Annotated in this window: 17 protein-coding genes; 1 reads left to right on the top strand and 16 read right to left on the bottom strand. The window is 45.5% G+C overall.

Annotation, left to right across the window (positions count from 1 at the left end; all coding sequences use genetic code 11):
* Positions 1 to 173: 173 nt before the first annotated feature.
* Complete coding sequence (locus tag BMY78_RS21480) at positions 174 to 1,967, bottom strand: vWA domain-containing protein (RefSeq protein ID WP_090903425.1); 1,794 nt, start codon at positions 1,965 to 1,967, stop codon at positions 174 to 176.
* A gap of 536 nt (positions 1,968 to 2,503) precedes the next feature.
* On the opposite strand from BMY78_RS21480, the gene BMY78_RS21475 reads away from it, so the two are divergent.
* Positions 2,504 to 3,436, top strand: a complete 933-nt coding sequence (locus tag BMY78_RS21475) for a hypothetical protein (protein WP_090903424.1) — start codon at positions 2,504 to 2,506, stop codon at positions 3,434 to 3,436.
* Between the two features lie 233 nt (positions 3,437 to 3,669).
* Here the strand turns inward: BMY78_RS21475 and BMY78_RS21470 are convergent, their stop codons facing one another.
* The 15 genes from BMY78_RS21470 to BMY78_RS32930 all read right to left on the bottom strand — a co-directional run bounded on the left by BMY78_RS21470 (position 3,670) and on the right by BMY78_RS32930 (position 21,624).
* Positions 3,670 to 5,229, bottom strand: a complete 1,560-nt coding sequence (locus BMY78_RS21470; protein ID WP_090903423.1) for a DEAD/DEAH box helicase — start codon at positions 5,227 to 5,229, stop codon at positions 3,670 to 3,672.
* A 489-nt stretch (positions 5,230 to 5,718) separates the two neighbouring features.
* Complete coding sequence (locus BMY78_RS21465; protein WP_090903422.1) at positions 5,719 to 7,170, bottom strand: SulP family inorganic anion transporter; 1,452 nt, start codon at positions 7,168 to 7,170, stop codon at positions 5,719 to 5,721.
* Positions 7,171 to 7,820: 650 nt separating this feature from the next.
* Positions 7,821 to 9,491 (bottom strand): ABC1 kinase family protein, encoded by a 1,671-nt coding sequence (locus BMY78_RS21460; RefSeq protein WP_090903421.1) that lies wholly within the window; start codon positions 9,489 to 9,491, stop codon positions 7,821 to 7,823.
* Positions 9,492 to 9,869 (bottom strand): phasin family protein, encoded by a 378-nt coding sequence (locus BMY78_RS21455; protein ID WP_090903420.1) that lies wholly within the window; start codon positions 9,867 to 9,869, stop codon positions 9,492 to 9,494.
* Positions 9,870 to 9,942: 73 nt separating this feature from the next.
* A complete protein-coding gene (locus tag BMY78_RS21450; protein WP_090903419.1) occupies positions 9,943 to 10,581 on the bottom strand; it encodes a ThuA domain-containing protein in 639 nt (212 codons plus the stop codon).
* Positions 10,582 to 10,616: 35 nt separating this feature from the next.
* Positions 10,617 to 11,339 carry an SDR family oxidoreductase gene (locus tag BMY78_RS21445; RefSeq protein ID WP_256222253.1) on the bottom strand — a complete coding sequence of 241 codons (723 nt, stop codon included), beginning with the start codon at positions 11,337 to 11,339 and terminating at the stop codon, positions 10,617 to 10,619.
* 252 nt (positions 11,340 to 11,591) lie between these two features.
* Positions 11,592 to 12,428 (bottom strand): uroporphyrinogen-III synthase, encoded by an 837-nt coding sequence (locus BMY78_RS21440; protein WP_090903418.1) that lies wholly within the window; start codon positions 12,426 to 12,428, stop codon positions 11,592 to 11,594.
* Positions 12,429 to 12,557: 129 nt separating this feature from the next.
* A complete protein-coding gene (locus BMY78_RS21435) occupies positions 12,558 to 13,763 on the bottom strand; it encodes a GerAB/ArcD/ProY family transporter (protein WP_090903417.1) in 1,206 nt (401 codons plus the stop codon).
* A 53-nt stretch (positions 13,764 to 13,816) separates the two neighbouring features.
* Positions 13,817 to 14,038 (bottom strand): hypothetical protein, encoded by a 222-nt coding sequence (locus BMY78_RS21430; RefSeq protein WP_090903416.1) that lies wholly within the window; start codon positions 14,036 to 14,038, stop codon positions 13,817 to 13,819.
* Positions 14,031 to 15,230, bottom strand: a complete 1,200-nt coding sequence (locus tag BMY78_RS21425) for a Ger(x)C family spore germination protein (RefSeq protein ID WP_177185832.1) — start codon at positions 15,228 to 15,230, stop codon at positions 14,031 to 14,033. The genes BMY78_RS21430 and BMY78_RS21425 overlap by 8 nt, the downstream gene beginning before the upstream one ends.
* 4 nt (positions 15,231 to 15,234) lie before the next feature.
* A complete protein-coding gene (locus tag BMY78_RS21420) occupies positions 15,235 to 16,695 on the bottom strand; it encodes a spore germination protein (RefSeq protein ID WP_256222303.1) in 1,461 nt (486 codons plus the stop codon).
* 329 nt (positions 16,696 to 17,024) lie between these two features.
* Entirely contained in the window at positions 17,025 to 18,683 is a 1,659-nt protein-coding gene (locus BMY78_RS21415; RefSeq protein ID WP_090903413.1) for an ABC transporter ATP-binding protein, read from the bottom strand.
* A gap of 10 nt (positions 18,684 to 18,693) precedes the next feature.
* The gene (locus BMY78_RS21410) at positions 18,694 to 19,935 is read right to left on the bottom strand and encodes a radical SAM/SPASM domain-containing protein (protein ID WP_090903412.1); all 1,242 of its coding nucleotides are present in this window, start codon (positions 19,933 to 19,935) and stop codon (positions 18,694 to 18,696) included.
* Between the two features lie 11 nt (positions 19,936 to 19,946).
* Positions 19,947 to 21,410, bottom strand: a complete 1,464-nt coding sequence (locus tag BMY78_RS21405; protein ID WP_090903411.1) for a radical SAM protein — start codon at positions 21,408 to 21,410, stop codon at positions 19,947 to 19,949.
* Between the two features lie 67 nt (positions 21,411 to 21,477).
* Positions 21,478 to 21,624 carry a huazacin family RiPP peptide gene (locus BMY78_RS32930; protein ID WP_177185831.1) on the bottom strand — a complete coding sequence of 49 codons (147 nt, stop codon included), beginning with the start codon at positions 21,622 to 21,624 and terminating at the stop codon, positions 21,478 to 21,480.
* Between the last annotated feature and the right edge of the window lie 62 nt (positions 21,625 to 21,686).

Raw genomic sequence — 21,686 nt, 5'->3', positions numbered from 1 at the left:
TGCCACTCCGATGACAGAACAACCTTCCGATCGCTGTTATCCCCAGATTTTTTGATTCTCTTTTTCAAAGGTGAAAATCTGGTGATAAAGGCGAGCGCTTCGCTTCTTCAGCTTTTTTCTGCCCTCTACGTTCTTGTGTAAACGGTTATTCCAACTTCTATTGGCAATCATTTTCAGACCAAGTACTCGATCAAAATCGTTTTGTCCGCCTGTTGCAGCGGGATGCTCAGTCGGTCACCGTTCTTCAGTTCAACGCCTGAGCTTGCATCAACGGCACGGCCGGATTTCTCCAGCGTTCCACCTGCAGTGTTACGGATTATAATTCGATCCCCATTGCCAGGTGTAAATACATATTTCTCGGTTTCCTTCAACTCAGGGTCCAGCTGTAACAGCTGGTGCAGATGGAATCTGCCCCGGAAGGATGTCAGCTTTTTATATTGCGGGTACGACTTGTCCCCGGTATTCTCATCACGAATTTCGACAACCATCTGTCCGACAAATCCACGGTTTTTGCGTTTCAACCAGCCTAACAGGAACCAGACACCCACAGCTACCACGATCAATGCGATCACGCCCAAAATAACAGGTATCCATGGAAATGGCTTGTCCTGCTCGCCCGCAGGAGTCGTTGGCTGAGTTCCGCTACCAGCTGCTCCGCCCGCATTGATCGTAATTGGAGCACTTTCCCGGTAGAAGCTGTCTTCTTCTGCACGGATAACAAGCTCGTAGTTATGGTTGTCCGGCACTTCAAACGTTCCGGCGAACCCGGTACCCGTGTTTTCAAGCGGCTGTTCTGTGCTTTTGCCTGTATCCTGATCGTTTACGACCAATGTCGCCTTCATATCGGCATACAGGTCATTATCCTGCAGCGGTTGTCCCCCATTCTCCAGCTTGGCAGTCAGATCGACTTTGTCACCCTTCGTATAGGACTTGGTCTTAATTGGGTCCACGACGAGCTGGAGATCATAGTTGAACAACAGGTTGATATCGATGCTGTCTTTCGGAGCCCCTTTTACCCGAAGTTTCCAATCGCCTTCCTGAGGCTTGAGCAGCTTCACCAAGGAATAACTCTTTGAAGTCGAGAGCTTGGCTGCGTCAGAGTTCAGATCTACGGCCTTGCCTGAAGGATCGGTCAATTCAATCTGGACTTGCTTTGAAGACATAATCGAGATGTTGGCTTCAAGTACACTGTCGTTCGGTACGTTCACGGTAACTTCCTGATAACTGCCGTTTCCTGTAATGGAGGGCAGCTTCACGACATTCAGTTTGGCATGATCGGCGAAAATCTCACTCAGAATCTGTGGCAGATCATCCGGTGTATCTGTGATAAAGGACTTGCCTCCGGTCTGCTGAGCCAGATCTGCAAGTGCGTCCTTGTTCAGTTTGCCGTCTGCGTTCAGTCCAATCGTATAGACGGGAATCCCCTGATCTTGTGCTTCCTTGACGGCCTTTGCCAGATCCGCATCGGACTGAGACTGGGTGCGACCTTTAGTTTTGTTAAAATCGTTGTTGCCGTCAGCCAGCAGCACGATCATTGGCGAGTGAGATGCGTCTGCTCCATGGTTCAGCACATTCACCGCTTCAGCCACCCCGACAGAGATATCGGTATATGGCCCTCGGCCGAGCTGATCAATAAAATCTTTCAGGCTGCTCTTGTCCGCATCGGACTGAATCTCCAGCAATGCCTTTTCCCGCTCCACCTGATCGGTGTAAGCGACAATCCCTACCTTGTCCCCCTGGACCGGCAGCATATCAATAAACATTTTCATGGCTTCATTGCTGATCTTGTCACGGTCACTTGTATTCATTGAATTACTGACATCGGCTACAAGTACCGCATCGATTCCGCTTGTCTGTGCCTGAGCCGCTGCAGCATGTGGCAGCAACGCCTGAGGTAGCAGCAGCGTTAGAAATGCCAGCAGAACCAGAGTTCCGCTGAGCCAGCGTATTTTGCTTGTCCGCAGCATTGGGTGTACTCCTTCACGTTTGAGATTAAAATGGGAATAGTTTATTATAGGCGTCAAGCCTTAAGGAAATCTTAACAGTCTACTAATAAATTCTGAAAAGCACCCCTATCTTCAGTTACAGTTTTGTAATGACTGACAAAAATCGACGAATTCATGTCAGTAGCTGGCATGAAAGTTCCAACTATGGAAATATGATATAGTTATTGCCAGCAAACTGCAATATAACGACGCTTGATCAGTAAACATTATCGTTTATAAGATGAATATAAGAATCACACGCTAACGGAGAGGTCAGAAAGGTTGTTCTGCCATCGAAATGGCTCGGGTGTGCAAACAATAGTTCATCTTACAACATAAGCAAAATGATCAAGCCATAGAAAGGAACGGATTATGGTTACATACGGATGCCTCGCCATATTGTTTCTTTTTGTCATTATAAAGGTGATTGCGTTCCTGCTTCATCGGCGCAAACCCGTTTCTCGGGAAGATGCCGATCGAACCCTCTACACTATTCTGAATGGCGAGCGTGATTGACCATGAGCAATAAACAAGTTGTATCCATCAGACCTTTTATAAGAACAACGCATGCGTTTCAAAAGTTGCGTGTCTGCAAACGATGCGGCCAGTATACCTGCCTGTGGGAGGATCACTGTACTGCCTGTGGGCGCGGCACCCTTGCCACAGTGGAAGAACGCGCCTCTTCCCGCGTGAAACGTCGGATTGCACGCGACCTGTTTATCACGGTAATCCTTGGTGCAGCGGCCACCTATTTTGGTGAAACCATAGACCAAACGATGGCGGCGGCCAGCATCTCACTGCTGCTCCTGATTGGATTGATCTTCATGCAAAAGCGATCGTTCCAGGTCGAACAGCAGCGTGAACTCAAACGCATGCTGCATCAGGATGAGGAAGCAATTCGCCAGGGCATTAACCGAAATTGGGCCCTTGTCGCTGAAGCACGCAAGCAGGATGAAGCGCTAGCCTACGAAATGCTCCGGGAGATCGGCTCACTCGTCTATAACGACCGGATTCGTCTGCAGCAGGTTGCGCTGCTGCAATCCTTTGTGCTGCGCAGTGATATGGACCTGCAGCTCAAACCTCTGCTGCTGCACAGCTTCGAGCGGCTGCTCGCTGAATATATCGGTGAAATCGCACGGCTGAAGCCCGAATTGGTCCGTGAAGATGCGATTCGATATGTCGCCACGTACGAAGTGAATATTTTGCAGCTGCACAACGGGATTCAGATTCTGACGGCAGTAGCCGCCGCTGCTGTACGCAAAAGTAAATATATTGAGTTGTTCCCCAGTCTTATTACTCGCTACGCCCGCTTTATGCCCAAAGATCGGTTTATGCGGCTCTATCGAACTCTGGAGCTGTATCCGGGTAAGGCACGTGGAGGTCTGGCGGAATCGGTTACTCGGGTGTATAACGAGAAATATCGGGATTCATACGCAGATGTTCGTGTGTAGAGCTGTTGTATATGGAACCGAAATGTAAATTAGTGCAAACTCAATCCCTGTATATAGACGAACCACAATTCGTTTACCCCTGCATGCGTACTGGAATTACACGTGACATTGTATAGTTTTTATCATATAAGCTTCAACGAAAAAACACCCCATCCTTAGGTCTAGGATGAGGTGTTTTGATATTTGGAAAATGTATGGCGTTCTTCCAAACTACTTGTTATGGGTTTGATCGTTTACCGTCCGCGACGAGAATCGCGGCGGTCGCTCTTGGCCGGCCCGCGTCCTACGGAGTCCGTCCGGCGTGAACCTTCACTGCCGCGCCCGGAGCTGCGCTTATCGGCGCTACGGCCGCCCCAGCCGCTGCTGCGCTCATCGCCGCTGCGACCTGCACCACGCCCGCCTTGACCCGCTGCACCGCGACTGCTGTCGCTGCTGCGCGCGGAACCACGGCCTGCGCTGCGCTCGTCGCCACTGCGGCCGCCACTACGACCACCGCTGCGTCCACCTTCGCCGCCACGGGAACCACCACGACCGCCACGTCCGCCTTCGCTGCGGCCGGTACGACCTGCACCACGACGGGCACTGCCTGTCCCAGCGGAGCGTCCGCCAGAACGTTCTTCATCACCCTGACTGTTGATGGAACGTCTATTTGCTCCAGTTGATGCTACCGGACCTTCACTTGTCCACTGGATACGGGACAGCTTCTGATTGGTGCCTTCCTCAATACGAGCAAGCTCCGGTCTGTCGTGCTGTGTTGCAAATGTCACGGCAAGGCCCGTGCCGCCTGCACGACCCGTACGGCCGATCCGGTGGATATAGCTTTCCGCATCATGCGGCATATCGTAGTTGAATACATGCGTTACGCCTTCAACATCCAGTCCGCGTGCAGCAACATCCGTAGCAACGAGGATTTGCAATTTCGCGTCGCGGAATGCTTTCATTACATTCTCACGCTTGGATTGGGACAGGTCCCCATGAAGTTCATCGCTCGCATAACCTGCTTCACGCAGATCTTCATTCAGCTTGGATGCACGGCGCTTGGTCCGGCAGAAAACAATCGCCAGGTACGGGCGATACGTATCAATCATGCCGCGAAGTGCCTCAAGTTTGCCACGATCCGTACACTCCAGCACCTGCTGGCGAATCTGATTGATCGGAATCACAGATTTGGAGGATACTTTTACATCTTCCGGGTCTTTCATGTAGTTCTTCGCCAGGTTGCGAATGCCTTTTGGCATCGTTGCCGAGAACAGCATCGTCTGACGTTTGTGTGGCAGTTCACGAAGGATAGTTTCCACATCATCCAGGAAGCCCATGTGCAGCATTTGGTCAGCTTCATCCAACACGAGTTTCTTCACATTATCCAGCTTCAACGTGCCACGACGCAGATGGTCCAGGAGACGTCCCGGCGTACCAATCACGATCTGTGTACCGTTTTGCAGTTTGCGGAGCTGCTTGTCCACATCTTGTCCGCCGTATACCGCAAGAACATGCAGCTTATCGTCGTTTGCAGTCAGCTTCTTCGCTTCTTCCGTAATTTGCAGCGCCAGCTCCCGCGTAGGGGCAATAATCAGTGCTTGCGGCGAGCGGTCGGATACGTTAATTTTCTGAATAATCGGCAGCAAAAAAGCCAGCGTTTTCCCTGTACCCGTCTGTGCCTCAGCAATAATATCACGCCCACCCAGCAATACCGGAATCGAACGCTCCTGTACCGGAGTCGGCACGGCGATGCCCTGATGTTTCAGGATCTCGCACCATTCCGGGCGAATGCCCAGTTGTTCAAAGTTTGCCAATCGTTACACCTCTGTATATTCATTTAGATAAGTCCATTTCATAATTGCTTTCACTTGGCTTCAATCAAGACTAGTTTTCCGTATATCAATCATGATTATGAAATGAATTTTTTAAAAAGCAATCGGTCCGTTGCTCTTCTTCTCCATACCCTGTAGTTTACACGTTAGTCAAGCAAAACAAAAGGGGATCAGGAGTTACTTTCCTGCATTTGTCCACAAATGTCTCGGATCGTTGTGTTTAAAGCGTTAACGAATCATACAGACCTTATACCGCAGTCATGACACTCTGAGAAATTGTAACGAACTTCAGCCCTGCTATTCCGGCTAGATTTAGCGATAGAATACAGATAGCGGGCATATAAATCGCCTACGGCTCGTTAGAATATAACAAAAAAGTGCCATCCCTGTCATGATCCATCATGACTTGCAGGACAGCACCTTTTATCATCTATTAATGTTACTCATTTGGATTCAGCTATAGCTATTAAATTACGAAGTGTGCCCTTGCACCGTGGCAAAACCACTCTTCTCAAGCAAACGAGAGCTTTCCTCGTTCAGTCCACGCAGATGCACTGTTTTTCCCAGCTTCGCATATTTGAACTTCACTTTACCAATGGCGACGACCGCCGTGTTATCCCAAATATGTGATCCGCCAAAATCAATCATGATTTCCTGCGGATCAGTCTCCGCATTGAACTCATCAACGAAGCGGGAAGATGAACCGAAGAAGAACGGTCCGTGGACACGGTACACCTTCTGCCCCTGCTCCTCCTTTGCCTGAACACGAATCTTGGTCTGTTTCCAACCAAAATGAAGCACACTAAGTACAACGCCGACCATTACACCGATAGACAGATCGTGGGTATACACCACAATAGCAACTGTGACTACCATAACAATGGCTTCCGCTCGTGGCACACGCGCAATGTTCTTGATAGAACCCCAGTCAAACGTACCGATGCACACCATAAACATGACACCTACGAGTGCACCCATCGGCACCTCTTTCACCACACCACTGAGCAATAACAACAATATGGCCAGAAAAGCGCCAGCCGTAAATGTGGATAATCGACCTCGACCACCAGATTTCACATTAATAACCGACTGTCCAATCATCGCGCAGCCACCCATGCCGCCGAAAAGGCCATTAACAAAGTTGGCAATCCCCTGACCACGTACTTCACGGTTTTTGCTGCTCTTGGTCTCGGTCATTTCATCCACAATCGTTGCAGTCAGCAAAGATTCCAGCAAACCTACCAGAGCCATCGTGAACGAATACGGCAGAAGGATCATTAGCGTATTGAGAGACCAGTCGATATTCGGCAGATGGAACATAGGCAGGGTACTCGTGAGATTCCCCATATCTCCTACCGTTTTGACATCCAGATGTAATAGCGCCGTAATGATCGTCATGATTACAATAGCAATCAGTGGAGCCGGAACGCTTTTGAAAAAACGTGGCAAAATATAAATGATCGCTAGCGTACCTGCTACCATCGCATACATGATCCAGTTAGCGCCCGTGAAATGGGTAAGCTGAGCCATAAAGATGAGAATCGCCAGTGCGTTCACAAATCCGGTCAACACCGAATGCGGCACAAACGTAATAAACCGCCCAACCTTGAAAATCCCCAAAATAAACTGAATGATGCCTGTCAAAATCGTAGCAGCAAACAGGTATTCCACGCCATAATCTTTGACGAGTCCCACCATCAGTACCGCCATTGCGCCCGTTGCTGCCGAGATCATGCCCGGTCTTCCGCCCGCAATTGAAATCACGATGGCAATCGTAATCGAAGCGTATAATCCGACCATCGGATCGACACCCGCAATGATCGAGAAGGCAATGGCTTCCGGAATCAGCGCCAAGGCTACCGTAATACCTGCCAGCACATCTCCGCGAATGTTACCAAACCATTGTTGTTTTAAAGTATTCATATCTTCCTTTGCCGGTCCTCCTACGTATTTAAAATCAAATTTGTCTTATCGCCTGAACGGCAAGAGAACGGTTCGTCACTGACCAACTTACAACAGACAACATAAAACAGCGGCATACCCTCCCGCAAAAATCCGTCTATATAAGTTGAATTACATGTTGCATTGAACATGATCCGAATATGTTATCCGATATCATGTCTGAACATGTCTCATCCGTTCCAGTGTGCACCTCTTATTTCCACTACAGCATTCAGGTGTCTTGCTTTCGAGACGTTGTGAGCCAATCACAATTTCTCTAGGTTTTACCCTCTCAGAAAACCGGGTCCGTTAATGTACTGACCTATTATTATAGTCATAGGAAGCGATATGTACTAATACAATTGAACTGAAAAAACAGGAGCATATCTCGTATTATCTTAATCTTGCGTTATTTAACTCGGAAATACTCTGTTCTTAAACAAACTATTCTCATAAAAATTGGTTGCGACTCTATCCTTTAGCCCGACGGTTTTTGTTTAATAAATAGCTTACCAGATAAAACATAGCCAAGATTCCTGTAATTGCTAAACAAACAAACCTCTCCCTTTCACAAATAAAAATAACCCGCAAAGATCCTTTTAAAAAGTCTCTTTACGGGTCTTGTTACTAATCTAAAATCTCCCCGATTTAAATATAGAATATAGCAGGAAGGCCACCATCAGAATGGCTACCAGAAAACCAATCTCAATGACCGGAATATCCCACAGCATGGTGGACTGGTGACTGATCGAAGAACCGATGATCAACCCGACCATAATGATACAAAATGCCAGCAGTACAATACTGAAAGACAGCCGATTACTAATCTGGTCCAGCCTGCGCAGGAGTGTTTCCAGTTCAGGTACGCTGACCTCCAACCGCAGCTTTCCTTTGCTGATGATCGATGAAATCTGTCTTAACTGTCCCGGAAGACCCATGACACTCTCGGCCATATCCGCCGCACCGCGGAACAGACGATTCTTGATCCTCCCAGGATTGAAACGTTCCTTGATCAGCTTTCGACCAAATGGCTCTGCCATGTCCACGATACTTAAGGAAGGATCGAGATGTTCAATGACACCTTCCATGGTGAGCAGCGATTTCCCTAGCAGAAGAATGTCGGCAGGCATTACGACCCGATGTCGCTGAGCCACACCGAACAGATCATTCAGTGCTTGACCCACGCTTATTTTGGAAAAGGGAATATCGTAGTATTTGCTGCGCAGCTTGTCCAGATCGCTATGAAGCCCTCGCAGATCCATATCATCCGGCATCATGCCCAGCTTCTCAATTGCCCGGATCATGCTGTCCGTATCTTTGCGCATCAATCCGATAATGAGCGAAGCCAGATGCTGCTTCATCTCATCACTCAGACTGCCCACCATGCCGAAATCGATAAAGGCCAGCCTGCCATCCTTCAACACCATCAGGTTGCCCGGATGTGGATCGGCATGAAAGAATCCATGAATGAAAATCTGATTCAACAATGAATCTACCAGTCGCTGAGCAATGTTATTTAGATCATGCCCACGTTTAATCAACTCGTCACGGTCATTCAGCTTGATGCCTTCGATGTACTCCATGGTGAGCACACGAGAGGAAGTTTGATCCCAGTAGATCACTGGTATTTTCACTTTGTTATCCTGCTGATATTGCTGTGCAATCTTCTCCGTATTACGGCCCTCGACTGTATAATCCAGCTCGGCCATTAGTGCCTGGGCGTACTCTTCTACCATTTGCGGGATCTGATATTGCTTCACCCAATCCCAGCGTTTCTCCGCCATCGCAGTCAATTCTCGTAAAATATCCAGATCGCGCTGAACAATACGCGATATGCCGGGCCGTTGGATTTTAATAGCTACGGCCTCACCGCTTCGAAGTTTGCCCAGATGCACCTGTCCAATACTAGCCGCAGCCACAGGGGTATCCTCGAACCGGGAAAAGATGTCCTCCAGCGGTGTATCCAATTCCTGTTCCAAAATACCCCGTGCCGTCTCCGAGGAAAACGGCGGGACCTGATCCTGCAGCTTCACCAATTCCCGGATCACAGACTCGGGCAGCAAATCTGCCCTTGTGCTTGCCAGTTGCCCCAGCTTGACGAAAGCCGGCCCCAGCTCCTGCAGCACGAGTCTTATGCGTTCACTCAGCGTCTTGGTGGTGTGGGCTTCACGCGACATCCACCGCCGGGGTATGGCCAGCAACTGGAACAAACCCAGCTCCTCGACCATATAACCGAAGCCATGACGCACCAGCGCCATGGCAATTTCCCGGTATCTGCCGACATGTTTGATTCGCACAGCCATCTACTCGATCTCGTTTCCTTTGAGAGGAGGAACTTCAAGTGGAGCTGGGGATACATCAGGTTGAAGCTGTGGTGTGTGACCCAGTTCTGCAAGCTTTTTCTCAAGGACGGCAACACGCTGTTCCAATCTGGTTACATCACTCTCGGATGGAACGCCCACTTCCTGAAGGACGCGCTTAACCTGTTCATGAATCATTCTTTTGAACTGGCCCTGTTCTTCATCGCCCCGTTCCATCAGGCGTTCGACCAACGCTTTGGATTCACCAGGCGCCAGTTCCCCACGCTTGACCAGATCATCCACGGTTTTCTCAATTTTCTCCTTGCTTACAACAGTAAGACCGAGCCCTAACGAGATTGCCTTTTTGAACAAATCGCTCATTCTTGTCATCCTCCTCTTCGTTGATCTCTATAGTATACCCTTAATTCATCCGCACACAAAAGAAACGGTCCCGCTATACGTAACGTGCAGCCCATTTTCCTGCCTGCAAAATCAACTGACGATAGGTTTCATGTGCAAACGAAGGTACATGATGTCCTGGCATCAGGTAAACAATGCGTCCAATGCCGTATCTATGCGCCCAAGCTGCGGGCTTTGGCCCTTCTTCGGATTGATACTCCAGCAGAACTTTCGTTTCGGCAAATGAACCAAACTCGAACTGATAAGGCTCTTCCTCCATCGTAAATCCCGATATGCCTTCCGTCACTGGATGACTCTCTGTCGTTACTGTGAACTCCAGTGGTGCATAAGGTGGATGATGCAGGAATTTGGCACCGATCATCTGTTTCAGCTCATAACGATTCTGGAGCGAAATCCCGTTATGTATGATGACCAGTCCACCTCCATTACTAACATAGGACAATAAGCCCGCTGTCTGCTGTGGAGAGACTTTCCCCTTCCAATCGTCCATGTAAGAGATACACACGTCAAATCCGGTTATATTTTCTTGCAGCAGCATGTTGCGATTCTCACTGCACTGCACAGTCATAGTATCGTGAAAAATCCGACTGATCTCCGCATCCACTCCTTGCAGCGGATGCCAGTCCGGATGAGTATAATCACCAAGTAACAACGCTTTTTTACGATGATCCATCAATAAAAACTCCTTTCAAATTACCTAGAACAGAATTACCAAGGAAGGGCTTCCCCCTTGTAATCTACATACGCGGGCTGATCTCCCATGAACTCCTTATGGCGATCAATGAGTGCTGTGATATGCTGAGCCGATTGATCTGGCGTAAGGTCTGCAGCGGTATTCAATTCCCCGCTCATATAACTCTGTACCCACCCGGGATGAATCAGCATCACTTGTCCACCCTCGTTCTTCAGACCATTATGCACAAGGCGAGCCTGCATGTTTAACGCTGATTTGGACATACAATAGGCAAACCATCCATCCCGGCTGCACTGCTCAATACTACCTGCCTCCGAAGAGATATCGACGATCAGCTTGTTTTCCCCTTGAAGCAGGAGGGGCAGCAGGGCATGAGTCACGCGCAATGTTCCCAAAGTATTGACGTTAAATACTTCTGCCATCTCCGCCATGTTTAACGGTCCGCGGATATGATCCGTAATACTTCCTAGTATAGCCGCATTATTAATAAGCATATCCAAATGCTCTGTATCCAGCTTCAGTGTTTCCGTGAACAAAGCTACGGACAGATCATCCGCAATGTCGAGTTCGATGGCGCGCAAATGTTTAGGATAGGCATCCGTCAGAAGACGAATCCCTTCGGACTTTTCCATGTCCAACCCTGCCGCATAAACGATATAACCTCTCTTCAGCATTTGTGCCGTCAGAGCCAGTCCCAGTCCACGTGCCGCCCCGGTAACACATACGGTTTTCATCATGCTGTCCCTCCCTCACAAGCTTAATCTGTCTTTAATTCATTCCACATTATTATCCAAAAACCTTTAATTATGAATGGGTACAACTAACTTCACGACCAAAGTCTCAGGTGAATTACCATGAATCAGAGTCGTTCAGCTTATAGAAAATATAAAAAAGTTCTGATCCATATATCAGACCAGAACCGGGAACCATTTGGCATCTTACATGCGTTTCATTTAACACTTCAATAGGAGTCCAGGCGGCTTCACATCTTATTGCAGAAGATGGGCCTTGTCCGCAGATTGGGCAGCGTAATAACGCCCCAGTTCAACGATTAGTGCCCCCATCTTCTCATCTTCCGGGACCACGAGCGCCTCAATACCTTCTTCACGCATCGCGTTTGCCGTAACCCTGCCCACTGAAGCAGGCACCACGCCTTGCCGGAAGGCTTCCTGCATGGCTTCGAGCTTGCCCTTTGACGCCGCATATTCAACCAAAAACCGCACTTGTGGTCCGCTTGTAAACGCGACAGCATCGACCTCATGCAGCAAAATCTCATTCAACAACTGTTCCAGCTCGCCCTCTTCGGGCGGAACGTGACGATATGGAAGCACCTGACGTACTTGAGCCCCTTGTTCCTCCAGCCACCCGACCAGCTTGGGCGCAGTTTCCCCGTGCAGTTGCAACATGACCTTCTGTCCCGCAAGTTCATGAGGCGCGAATTCACGAATCAGCCCGTCTGTACTGCCATCATCATCCCGCACCAGCGGGGTCAGTTTACGTTTTCGGAGTGCATTAACCGTTTTGTACCCTCTTGCGGCAATCAAGGATGCCGATAATACGTCCAGCAATTGATCAGCAATTTCCATATCCTCAGCCATATCAAAAATAGCATCCAATCCCATACCTGTGGTTAATACCGTCCAGTCTGGTGGATCGGATATCCAGGATACCAGACCATCCCGAATGTTACGATCGTCCAGAAAAACAGTTCCCTGTGCAGGCCGGACTAGTGGAATCCCGCCCAATTTCTCAACCAGCAAGGACATCTCTTTGGATTTTCGTGGTCCTGTCAATGCTACGCGTATACCTGCCAAATGTTGAGCCATCCATGTTCCCCCCGTTTATTCAGCCGAATGTCATCAGTCTGACTACAGTATACAGGGTACTTCTATGGAGGGAAACCGAGTTTCCCCTCTTTTCGGCGGTTCATCTATAACGATTTTTGATGGAATATATCAGGAAGGCTGTAGTTCTCCACCCTGATGTCCTTCCCGTTTCCCTTTGTCAGATTCATCTCGTTCCTGTGATGTTTTGTTTGATTTCTCCTCGTTGGAGTGCTGCTTCGGCTTTGTGCCATCCGTTACCTTCCGGTCGTTCATCCCCTTTTTGCGGGGACGAAGGAATATGAAAATGATGATGGGTAACAGCACCTCGAACAGAATCCCAATCCAAGTCCATTCCCGTGTAAAGCGGAAGAGCTGAACGGCGTTTTTGAAAAACCAGAAGGCGCAGACAAACCCGATCAACGCAACCGGCCCTGTCATGACTTTTCCTGAGACCTTCGGAATCATTCGTTTCAGGCCCCAACATACAAAATACAGGTCAAATGCAATCTTTGTAATTAACGTAGGTAGCGTTACCGCTGCTAGTGCAAGGTCAAACCGATCAAGGAAATCACTAATTTGAAGTTGCCTTGCAAGCTCATAGGAGGGATATACCAGTCTGGATGCAATGGGTACCCCCACCGCCAAGATGGTTTCGATGACAATCAGCATCATGATCAGGGCTGAGAACGTAATCCCCCCCATGACTGACTTGAATCGAAAATCACTGCCTTTAACTACAAAGGGGATGGCAATCATCTCTCCAAAAAAGGAAAATATGTACCAGCTTCCCTTGCCAACACCAGCAACATCGATGTCAAAATACGGCATGAGATTGTCCATGTTAATTTGCTTAATGAGCATAAATGGCAAAATTAATGAATTCAGCACAAACAATGTAACATACAGCTCGGACATTCCTATTAGGGATCCCAACCCTCCCCTCACGATAAAGACAGCCATGACCAAGAGGGTCAATACAATGATGGAAATCGGGGTCGTCTCCAGCAAGGTAATGCTTATATAGTCACCAATTAGCCGGATATCGCGGGCAAATATAAAGAGGAAAAACAGGATATACAATATACCTGTCATACGACCGAAAAAAGGGAATCGCTCCACCAGAGATTCAAACAGATCCTGATCGGGGAACCGTCGCTGAACACGGCTTAACATCCATAGGGATGCCACCATGACAAGAAACACAGGTATATAAGATAAGTAAGCGTGCTGTTCAGCATAAAAAATGGCTTGTGCATGGGGCTGCATCAACGTACCTGTAATGCTGAGCAGCATGATGAGCAGCACCAACTGACGATTGGTCACATTTTGATTCATGGAATACCTCCTTTCTGTCTGATCATTTATGCTTCAAAATTCGTTAGATAACCTTACGGTAACGGTAGCCAACGTTGAACCAATTGGGTAATCCATGTGGAGACAAAGACGGTTTTGCTCAAGGTGGTTACATAAAACCAAATTCCGGCGCTGACAGCGATCAGTCCGTAGGATAACCAGCGATTAATGGCCGCTGCCTGCTTCACATGTTTGAAGTCCATGATGATTACGGCAATAACCATACCCAAATAAGTGAAGAGCAGCGGCTTAATCATGGACAATATCCTCCTCTTGTAATCCAATCGGTTTATTGATAACCCCTACATTTTCAATAAGGATATGTGGCACTACGATTACCTTTACATCTGGATAAATATCATCCCAGCGATCCTTTATTTTTTTCCATTCCTGGGGGAGTTGCTGATGAATGGAACGGCCCAGACCCAAAATATCCGCAGGATATTGTTTTTGAATCAGTCTGACCCCTTCCTTAATGTCCTCTTCGATTTTCTTATGAAGGGCCTGAGTAAGGCTCTTCATTTCTTGGTCTCGCAAATCACCATAATTGGATTCGTTATCTACCAAGACACCCTTCGCATACAGCTCGATCGTCACCGTGACTTTTCCGTTTTCAACATGAGGATGCAATGAAGAGTTATTTTCGTTCAATTTGATGAAAATATCACCTTTTCCACGCGGAGCCTTGACCATCACTTCTGGTTCGTTGGCTTCACCCATTGCCAGTATAAGTGCACCAGCAGGTTCTTTTTCAATCATGCCTATCAGTTTGTCCTTCTTAAAGATGGCGATTCCATCCAACTTGATGTTCGTCTTGACGTCCTTCCAGTTGCCCGGTACATTGTCAGCAGTCGAAGCAACCGGAAGAAATGGATCTACTCCTTCGGAAAGAATCGCATCCGTGAATGTCTTGAGTGAACGCGGTTTGCGCATATTCAGAAAGCACAGTTCGCGTACCATTTCGGAAGGGAATTTTTCGATTGGCGCGTCAGTATCCAGCACTTTGTATGCATATCCTTTAGTCACAATGGGTAACGCTGAAAGCCGGTTAAGCGGATAACGTGTTAGTAAATCAAGCATGGGGGCCACACCATCTCGTGCGAGTTCCTCACCAATCAGCATGGTCCGCCGATGGGCATAATATAGTTCACGAGAGAGTGACTTTTGGCCTTCAACGGATGTTCCGCGCAAGGTTTTGGCTGTATTAGACAACATAAACCACGATTTATCCCCGCTTGTGCCTCCGCCGCCTCCTTCACTTCCAGAAGAACCAGATTGGCCTGGAAGAGCAATTTGAAGGCTGGACCTGTAATTGTCCTTTTCTTTGTCGATAGCAATTCCAATCACAAAAGCGATATCATTAATTTCCTTCCGGTCCCAGCATCCCGATATGAACATAGTACATAGGAGCAGTACGGCTATCGCACGTCGTTTACGGATGAGAACCATGCGCTCACCACCCTTCCTCAGCGTCAGGAGAACCGTTAATCTTTTCATTCATCCGCTGCTGGTCACGATGAACCGTTGATGGACGATGGATCATCTTCCACCATGGTGTACGAATCACAATATCCTTGGTATCCGTCTTGCTATAGGGACTGAGACCTGACAGATAAGGCACCCCAAAAGAGGTCATTTGCGTTAGATGTACGGAGATCAACACCAGTCCGATTACAATGCCATACAAGCCAAGCGCACCAGCAAGCAGCATGATCGGGAAACGCAATAAACGTACCGTAATGGCAAAGTTAAAACGTGGGATCGTGAATGACGCAATCCCTGTCATGGATACGATAATAACCATGGGCGCGGACACGATTCCCGCCTGAACCGCTGCCTGTCCAATCACAAGTGCCCCCAGAATACTGACGGCCTGACCTACCGTTTTGGGTAACCTGACCCCCGCTTCTCGCAAAGCCTCGAATGACAGCTCCATAATGAGGGCTTCCACCAGTGCAGGGAATGGAATGGCCTCCCTTGCCCCGGCAATGCTCAGGATCAGAGTCGTTGGCAGCATGTCCTGATGGAACGTTGTAATCGCGATATAAAGCGCAGGTAGAAATAGCGCGATGGCAACAAACAGAAATCGAATCCATCGCACCAGATTACTGATGAAGAACCGTTCGTAATAATCCTCACTGGCCTGAAGCATCTGCCACATGGTCACTGGCGCAATAAGGGCAAACGGACTGCCATCTACAAAAATGGCAAACCGACCTTCCAACAGGTTGCCCGCCACCGTATCCGGACGTTCGGTATAATGCATCTGCGGAAAAGGAGAATATGGATGATCTTCAATAAGTTCCTCTATATATCCCGTTTCCAGAATGCCATCAATTTTAATTTTATTGAGTCGTTTTTTGACATCCTTAATCAGCTTGGGATCGGCAATATCGTCGATGTAGGTCAGTACTACATTGGTTTTGGTTTCGGTCCCAATTGTCATGCTTAACATCTTCAGTGCAGGAGTTTTCAGTTTAAAACGAAGCAAAGCCGTATTGACGCGCAATGTCTCGGTGAAGCCTTCGCGTGGTCCACGAATAACCGACTCGGTCTGGGGTTCCTCGACACCGCGCCGTACGCCGCCCTTGACGTTAAATAGCCAAGCCTGCTTACTTCCGTTGATCAACAGCAGCGCGGAGGATTCAAGCACCCCATCCGCTGCATCCGCCCAGGTATCTACTTTCTTCACCTGCGTCAGGGCGATACGTGTATCATCCAGAGGAGCCGCAGGCTCATCCGTACGTTGCTCGACCAGACCACGAATTAAAGGCCGAAGCATATGATCCTGAATATCCGTCGAATTCACGATGCCTTCGATGTACACCAACAGTCCTTCCACTTCAGGTGAAATCTTGACATTGCGGAAGATCACATCCGAGCAATCTGAGAAAATGTCTTCCAGTGCCAACATATGGCTTTCATGTGAAAGTCCTATCGGTTGCCTCAGAATAGGGGGAGACGGCAGCCCCAAGGGGATGTGTTTCTTCTTTTCTGAATCCTTGGAACCATCTTTCCCTGATGTTTTGTCTGCCATATGCCGCCCCTCCGTTCCTGTTTTTTTATACAAGGTAGCTTGTGCCAGATCATGCGGAATTATGTGGTCTTTTTTTTCGAATCTTGTTGAACACATTTCTCCTCGGAAAGTGAATTATTAAAGTACAGTAAGCAGTGAGCAATACTATTATGGCTGACCTAGTATGCAAAAAGAGCCCTTAAATAGGGCTCTTTATCTTTCCAGTTTTAAACTTCCGAATGAATTGCCGTCGGTTTCTCCAGCATCAGTTCCTTGTTACATACATCATCAAATTCCTTGCCATGGTCTATAATCAGACAGATGTGATCTGACAACTGATGTTGGATCAATTCCTTGATGCTATTTTTCCCTTCATGATCCATGTGAGAGACTGCTTCGTCAAAAAGCAAGACACTTGCCCCTTTCAATAAGGCTCTCGCAATAGCAATTCTTTGAATTTGCCCTCCCGATAAATTCTTTCCATTTTCTTCAATCATTTTGTTATTCTTCTCCGGGAACGACTCCATAATCCTGTCCAGCCCCGTAATTCGAAGCACTTTTTCATACTCCATTACTTCAATATGTTCTGCTCCATATTTTATATTGTTCTCGATTGTATTATTGAACAAATATATTTTTTGAGAAACTACAGCCACTTTTTTACGAAGAGAACGTCTATCAAGTGTACGGATAGACACACCATTGATCAGAATATCGCCGTTGTTCTCTTTGAGCTGATAAAGCCCCGTAACTAGCCTGAAAACGGTTGTTTTCCCGGAGCCATTCTCCCCTTTAATGAGAAGTTTATCCCCGGAACTAAGACTGAATTTAACGTTATTAATAACATGTTCTTGTTCCTCATTATACCGGAATGACACATTTCGAAATTCAACTTTGTGAATAGAGTCTACTTTGTTCTTATCATCATCATACTCACCGACCTGGTCCAAGAAAATATGCAATCTTTTTAGGCTGGCTAATGCTGGCTGTATCGTCAGAGCAGTTGTTGATATACTTTGAACAGGTGCATACATTTTAGGTAAGTAATTCATAAACACCATATATCCCCCGAGTGTCATCCCACTTGTAATTACATCTCTTCCCCCAAGGATAATTAAGAGTACAGAAGATAGTGTTCCTAACAGGACAATTAGTTCAATACCAACGGAGTAAAGAATAGATTGCTTAATACTTGTATTCACCAAATCCTTAGTAGCCGTATTGATTTTTTTCGTTTCCTTGTCTTCTACTGAAAGATGCTTAACCTCTTCGATTCCCTGGACTGACTGCTGAATCTTTTCATTAAGGATTGAACTCTTCTCTGCAGCGTCTAAAGAAATACGGTGTATGGATAACAGGTATCGGTTAGATATGAAGTAATATACCGGCATCAGCAGACACAGAATTAATGTTAATTTTATGTTGATGTTAATAAGGATAATGAACGTTGCAATCAATTCAAAAAAACTTAGTATGACTTTAAATGTGTTTGCTGAAATGAGGCCACCAATAGCATTAACTTCATTCAGTCTGGATGTCAAATACCCACTTGAATATAACCCAAAAAAGTCCATTGGTGAATTAAGCAGTTTCGAAGATATGTCTGTACGAAGATTCAGAAGAATATTTTGGCTAACATTAGTAAATACCACATTAGATAAATAGTTCAAAGTGCTTTTAACAATATAAATGACGGCTAGAATTAACCCCAAGCGGACGACATAACCAAAATCACTCTGTGAAATCCCCTTGTCAAATATATTTTTTATAAGCAAAGCTGGTATAACAGACAATGCCGAAAGAACAATGAGCAATGAAACAGCTATCATCAGCTTACCTTTAAATTGCTTCATATAGACAAAGAGAACTTTCATATAATCGCCCATCCCAGATACCTCACTTCAGTTCACAAGTTTTAACCCCTGTATTCAAACGCTCACAATAGTACATGCCGTTTAATTTTTCGGATTTAAAGCTATCTAAAGCTCTACAATCAAAACAAGATAAGTTTTTTGGACAATCTGAACAACCTTCAATTTGTGTTTTAGACATTTCCCAGAATGGTTTATGGGATTTGCGGAAAAATATTTCCCATAATAACTCAGAGCGTAAATCCCCCAACTTGAATTGTCTCATCATCATACATGGATAGACCTGTCCTTCGGAGGAAACAAATATTTGTCCATATAGACAGTTATTATATTTTTTTAAGTACGGTACTGACTGAATGTTGATTGGAAATTCTCTACTCAAGGGACTGTACATTTCCTGTAGATATTTCTGTGAATAAAAATCATTAGATGGATATATATATATTTTTTGCAAGTTTTCATTACTATTATTATTAATTCTATTTACAGACTCCTCATTTAATGAGCATACAATTACAGAAGTAGTATAGGGTATCTGTTCTTTTACGATAATCTCCATAGCCCGCTTAACCTTCCCATAGGCTTCTTCATCTCCGGTAACTCTTGTGTATACTTCCGCATCATCTCCAAACAACTGAAGTGCGAGTGAAACGTTATTCCGTTTGATAAAGTGAATCATATCCTGTTCAAGCATTGTAGCGTTTGTAAACAAAGTTATATTAATGCTGTGCATAGTCAGAAATGAGATTACTTTTTGTAGAAGTTCTTTCTCAACAAGAGGTTCTCCTCCTGAAATGAAACACTCCTTAATCCCTAGTTTAATAGCCTGTTTCAGTACATCCCTCCACTTATCAAAACTCATTTTCTGTTCATTCGGCCATTTTTTACAGCCACAAGATCTATACACAATAGTACTTTCGGTACAGAATTTACAGTTAAGGTTGCACTCCCCCGTTAATTCAATAACAATTCGATTCAAATGGAACGGTACCAATTTATCGTATTTCAATGTTGTTACTCGGGTTGTCTTTATTTCTTCCACAAATACTTTCCCTTCAAATATTGATCCCAAATTCTGTTCTAGTAAGTTATGAAGTATATGGTCTTCAGGTAAATCCAAATCGATTGCTCTATCACTTAATAATTCTTCGAATGCCATCATGTCGTTCCCTCTAAAATATGCTTTCTTTCCTGATATGAGATCCGTTAAAGTGTATTGATCCAGTTCCTTTACTATTATAATTTCCGGATTCAATTTAAAGTACATCGACTCACCACCTACTCTCTTATTTCCATGAACAGATTTGGATTAGTCTCCATGATTGAATAATAAGTAGACAAAGAATTTAGAATGCCCTCTCTAAATTTCCTGCAAAAATTTTCTTTAAGTTTAAAGCCATTACCATCTGTTTCCGTTGTAACATAGCACAGATTACATATGTTCTTCAGGTTGCAATTATTACATTCACTGAGGCTTTCAAAAAACTGGTTCATATATTTAGCCTGCATTGAGAAGTCCAATCCTGTATTGACATCTCCAACAGGATAATGCGGATTAATCTTTTCACACATGTGAAACTTCCCATCAGAGTCTACAGCAAGTTTATGAATACCTGGTATACAACCTCCTCGCATGAGATTATCGTTGTAGGCGAGATTCATCATCGGTTCAAATATAATACTTTTCAATATAGTTTTCGAAAAATTTGTTGCCTCAGATTCAAACCTTTCACACTTACTAGCTTCAATCAAATCTCTAATGAATCGCTCTCTTTCTTTCAGATGACTCTGGTCTGACTGGGATACTCCATTATAGTACTCAGTATTTAAATCACTTACCCTATTAACTCTCTGAATGCGGATATCCATTTCTTTGTTTTTTTCAAAAAAATCGTCCAATTGTTTAAAATGAGTCAAATTGTCAAAAGTAACTAGAATCCCATAAGGAAGTGGTGTATCTCCTTTGTCTAAGTATTCTCTATACATTTTCTCTAATAAATTCAATTTTTTGAAGACCAAATCAAAGGTTCCCTTATTGTTAAGCGTAACTCTATTCCTATCATGATTTTCACGATCACCATCTAAACTAACTGATATTGAAAAATTATTCTCCAACATATAACGTATCTTGGACTCAGTTAGCAAGGAAGCGTTTGTTGTTAACGAGAAGCTAATATTCTTAAAAAATTCCGTATATTTATTTCGCACATATTCAACAGTTCCTTTCATTAATTCCCAATTTAACAGTGGTTCTCCTCCATAGAATCCGAGAGAAATACTTAGATTGGGGTTATTTTGAATACTCTTTAGATTTACATGCATAAAATAATCCACTGCTTTGAAGGCAGTAGAAGAGTCCATAAACTTATTTGAATAGCCTTTTGTAAAAAGGTAATGGTCAGAGTAGATACAATACTTACATCTTAAATTACAGGAATCTGTAACTATAAGACATAAGTGGGCAATTCCCTCTGTCTCCAGTTTGTTTTCAATGTATGCTTTGTCTATGTAAGGCATGTGAAAATCCGTTTGAAACAGATTGTACTTCTTTATTTTAGCCAGCAGGCTTTTGAGGTTATTATGAAGAAAGTACGAATTCTCCACTTGAGATCCACAATCCATTCTTTGCAGAAAATCTTGTTCTTTTTGTTGTAAAGGTATTACAATTCTCGTACTGTTATCAAAACAATAATGAGCACTCTCTGTTTTAAAAAGTAGCGGTTTAGATAGAAATGTAATCATCTATGCTCCTCCTTTAAGACAATCATGAAAAGGAACGCCGGGCCCACAACGTTCCTACGCCTCCATATTACATGCTAAAAAATCTTGCTTCCCCTGCAGCAAAGCCAAACACATCTGCAACCGGCGATACTAGGTCAGCAGCACAAGCTGCTGCACAGGTACCTACACACTTCACTTGACAAAATAATACAGCCACACTTAACACTCCTCTCATTTTATTTAATATAAGTAAATTTAATCAAAGAAATTGCAATTTCTGGTTATAATTTTACAACC

The sequence above is a fragment of the Paenibacillus sp. OK076 genome, from assembly GCF_900110055.1.
Taxonomy (GTDB): domain Bacteria; phylum Bacillota; class Bacilli; order Paenibacillales; family Paenibacillaceae; genus Paenibacillus.
Note: the sequence above shows the minus strand (reverse complement) of the source record. Positions and strands in the feature narration are given on the sequence as shown.

Bases quoted from the DNA above. Each gene is read 5' to 3' on its own strand.
- BMY78_RS32930 (WP_177185831.1), bottom strand. From the start codon at position 21,624: ATGAGAGGAGTGTTAAGTGTGGCTGTATTATTTTGTCAAGTGAAGTGT.
- BMY78_RS21450 (WP_090903419.1), bottom strand. From the start codon at position 10,581: ATGGATCATCGTAAAAAAGCGTTGTTACTTGGTGATTATACTCATCCG.
- BMY78_RS21425 (WP_177185832.1), bottom strand. From the start codon at position 15,230: ATGGTTCTCATCCGTAAACGACGTGCGATAGCCGTACTGCTCCTATGT.
- BMY78_RS21480 (WP_090903425.1), bottom strand. From the start codon at position 1,967: ATGCTGCGGACAAGCAAAATACGCTGGCTCAGCGGAACTCTGGTTCTG.
- BMY78_RS21475 (WP_090903424.1), top strand. From the start codon at position 2,504: ATGAGCAATAAACAAGTTGTATCCATCAGACCTTTTATAAGAACAACG.
- BMY78_RS21410 (WP_090903412.1), bottom strand. From the start codon at position 19,935: ATGTACTTTAAATTGAATCCGGAAATTATAATAGTAAAGGAACTGGAT.
- BMY78_RS21455 (WP_090903420.1), bottom strand. From the start codon at position 9,869: ATGAGCGATTTGTTCAAAAAGGCAATCTCGTTAGGGCTCGGTCTTACT.
- BMY78_RS21445 (WP_256222253.1), bottom strand. From the start codon at position 11,339: ATGATGAAAACCGTATGTGTTACCGGGGCGGCACGTGGACTGGGACTG.
- BMY78_RS21405 (WP_090903411.1), bottom strand. From the start codon at position 21,410: ATGATTACATTTCTATCTAAACCGCTACTTTTTAAAACAGAGAGTGCT.
- BMY78_RS21460 (WP_090903421.1), bottom strand. From the start codon at position 9,491: ATGGCTGTGCGAATCAAACATGTCGGCAGATACCGGGAAATTGCCATG.
- BMY78_RS21415 (WP_090903413.1), bottom strand. From the start codon at position 18,683: ATGGGCGATTATATGAAAGTTCTCTTTGTCTATATGAAGCAATTTAAA.
- BMY78_RS21435 (WP_090903417.1), bottom strand. From the start codon at position 13,763: ATGAATCAAAATGTGACCAATCGTCAGTTGGTGCTGCTCATCATGCTG.
- BMY78_RS21465 (WP_090903422.1), bottom strand. From the start codon at position 7,170: ATGAATACTTTAAAACAACAATGGTTTGGTAACATTCGCGGAGATGTG.
- BMY78_RS21430 (WP_090903416.1), bottom strand. From the start codon at position 14,038: ATGATTAAGCCGCTGCTCTTCACTTATTTGGGTATGGTTATTGCCGTA.
- BMY78_RS21440 (WP_090903418.1), bottom strand. From the start codon at position 12,428: ATGGCTCAACATTTGGCAGGTATACGCGTAGCATTGACAGGACCACGA.
- BMY78_RS21420 (WP_256222303.1), bottom strand. From the start codon at position 16,695: ATGTTGGCACTGGAAGACATTTTCTCAGATTGCTCGGATGTGATCTTC.